Annotated in this window: 4 protein-coding genes; 3 read left to right on the top strand and 1 reads right to left on the bottom strand. The window is 66.4% G+C overall.

Going from position 1 to position 2,311, the window contains the following annotated elements; all coding sequences use genetic code 11:
• Positions 1–86 (bottom strand): CBS domain-containing protein (locus ACE3S9_RS18675; RefSeq protein WP_374547976.1); only part of this gene is annotated, 86 nt, incomplete at its 3' end.
• 148 nt (positions 87–234) lie between these two features.
• Between ACE3S9_RS18675 and ACE3S9_RS18670 the strand changes: the two genes are divergently transcribed.
• The 3 genes from ACE3S9_RS18670 to ACE3S9_RS18660 all read left to right on the top strand — a co-directional run.
• Positions 235–858 carry a TetR/AcrR family transcriptional regulator gene (locus ACE3S9_RS18670; protein ID WP_374547975.1) on the top strand — a complete coding sequence of 208 codons (624 nt, stop codon included), beginning with the start codon at positions 235–237 and terminating at the stop codon, positions 856–858.
• On the top strand, positions 855–1,844 hold the full coding sequence (locus ACE3S9_RS18665; RefSeq protein WP_374547974.1) for an HlyD family secretion protein: 990 nt from the start codon (positions 855–857) through the stop codon (positions 1,842–1,844). The genes ACE3S9_RS18670 and ACE3S9_RS18665 overlap by 4 nt, the downstream gene beginning before the upstream one ends.
• On the top strand, positions 1,841–2,311 hold a 471-nt coding region (locus tag ACE3S9_RS18660; protein WP_374547973.1), incomplete at its 3' end, for an ABC transporter ATP-binding protein. The genes ACE3S9_RS18665 and ACE3S9_RS18660, both read left to right, overlap by 4 nt.

The following is a 2,311-nucleotide window of genomic DNA, read 5'->3' as shown; positions in this document are numbered from 1 at the left end:
TCCAGAAGCAGCGCTATGGCTTCCTCGATCGTGGCGTCGGGACCGATCGTCTTGACCGGGCTCGTCATGATGTCCGACGCAATCATTTTCGCCTCCCATTCCCGGCGGGTCCATCGACCCGCGCCTTTTTAGTGTAATCCCAGCATAGGACCGATCCTTGACGCCGATCAATGCGCGCCTTTGCCACGTCTAAAAAATGACTGTATAGTCAGTCATTATTTCGGAGCGACCGCCATGGCCCGACAGGCCCGCACGGAAGAGGAGCGTGAGGACCGCATGCGCGCCATTCGCGCGGCGGCGCTGGATGTTTTCGCGACAAAGGGTTTCGCCGCCGCGCGCCTCGACGATGTCGCCCGCGCCGCCGGGATCGCCAAGGGCACGATCTATCTCTATTTCCGCTCCAAGGAAGATTTGTTCGAGGCCATCGTCAAGAACACCATCGGCGCGAGTCTCGCTTATATCGAAACGGCCGTCGCCGCCTCCCCCGCCCCGGCCAGCCTGAAGTTGCGGCTGATCGGCCGGGCCATCGCCGCCGCCCTGGAGGATCCCGACCGTCGCCGCGTGGTCCATCTCATCCTGTCCGAGGGCGCGCGCTTTCCGGCTCTGGCCGAATTCTACCATCGCGAAATCATTGCGCGCGGCATGAGACTGGTCCGGGCCGTCGTCGCCGAGGGTCGCGCCAGCGGCGAGTTCCTGTCCGACGAGCCGGCGCGTTTCCCGCAGCTGATCATCGCCCCGGCGCTGGTCGCCGTCGTCTGGGGCGCGGTTTTCGCCCGCATCGAGCCGCTCGACGTCCCCGCGATGATCGAGGCGCATTTCGACCTGCTCACCCGATCGCTGACCGGAGCGCGCGCATGAAAAACCGGCTCCCGATTGTCCTCGCCCTCGTCGCGCTGGTGATCCTCGGCTGGGCGGCCAGCAAGGTCTTCGCCCCGGCGCCGCCGCAGGACCTGTTCACCGGCTATGTCGAGGGCGACCTCGTTCAGGTCGGCCCGATCGAGGGCGAGCGGCTGAAAGCGTTGAATTTTGAACCCGGCGCGCAGGTCACGAAGGGCGCGGCTCTGTTCACCATGGCCACGCCGGTGCTGGACCAGCAGCGCGTCGAGGCCAAGGCCCGCCTCGATCAGGCCGAGGCCAATCTCAACAATCTGCAGGCGGCGCTGCAGCGGCCCGAACAGATTGCAGTTCTGCGGGCGGCCGTCGAACGCGCCAAGGCGGCGCTCGTCCTGTCGCAGACCGAATTCGACCGCCAGCAATATCTGCTGCCGCGCGGCGCGGCCACGGTCGCCGCGCGCGATCAGGCCAAGTTCGCGCTCGATCGCGACAAGGCCAGCCTCGCCGAGGCCGAGCGTCAGGTCGAGGCCGGGCTGATCCCGTCGCGCTCGCAGGAAATCCATGCGGCCGAAGCCGAGATCAATCAGGCGCGGGCGCAGATGGAGCAGATCGACGTGCGCATCGCGCGCCAGACGGTTTACGCGCCGGCCGATTCCATCGTGCAGGATGTCTATTTCTGGCCGGGCGAAATCGTCGCCGCCGGCCAGCCCATTCTGGCTCTGCTGCCGCCGGAGAATCGCAAGATCCGCTTCTATGTTCCCGAGCCGCAGCTCGCGCGCTTCACGCTCGGCGCGAAAATCGCCGTCGCCTGCGACAATTGCCCGGCGCTCGACGGCCGCGTGATCTTCATCTCGCAGCAAGCCGAATTCACGCCGCCGGTGATCTTCTCTTTGCAGGAGCGCGGCAAGCTGGTGTTCCGCATCGACGCCCGGCTCGACAATCCGGCCACGCTGCTGCCGCTCGGCCTGCCGCTCACGGTCCGGCTGGTTCCGCCCGAGACGCCGAAATGAACGCCGAACCTGACATCGTCATCGACGTGCGCGGGCTCAGCAAGAGCTTCGGCGGCAAAAAAGTGGTGGAAGACCTGACCATGCAGGTGCGGCGCGGCCGCATCCACGGCTTTCTCGGCCCCAATGGCAGCGGCAAGACCACCACCATTCGCATGTTGTGCGGCCTGCTGACGCCGGACAGCGGGACCGGCTCCTGCCTCGGCTTCGACATTCTGACGCAGCAGAACGAAATCAAGCGCCGCACCGGCTATATGACCCAGCGCTTCTCGCTCTATACCGATCTGACCATTCGCGAAAATCTCGAATTCATCGGCCGCGTCTACGGGCTCGACGACCCGCGCGCGCGGGCGCGGGAGGCGACCGAGCGCCTCGGCCTGACGGGCCGCGCCAACCAGCTCGCCGGCGAATTGTCCGGCGGCTGGAAACAGCGCCTCGCGCTCGGCGCCTGCATCATGCCCAAGCCGGAC

The sequence above is a fragment of the Rhodoblastus sp. genome (genome assembly GCF_041915505.1).
Taxonomy (GTDB): domain Bacteria; phylum Pseudomonadota; class Alphaproteobacteria; order Rhizobiales; family Beijerinckiaceae; genus Rhodoblastus.
The sequence above is the reverse complement of the archived record's forward strand: the minus strand, read 5'-3'. Positions and strand labels throughout refer to the sequence as shown.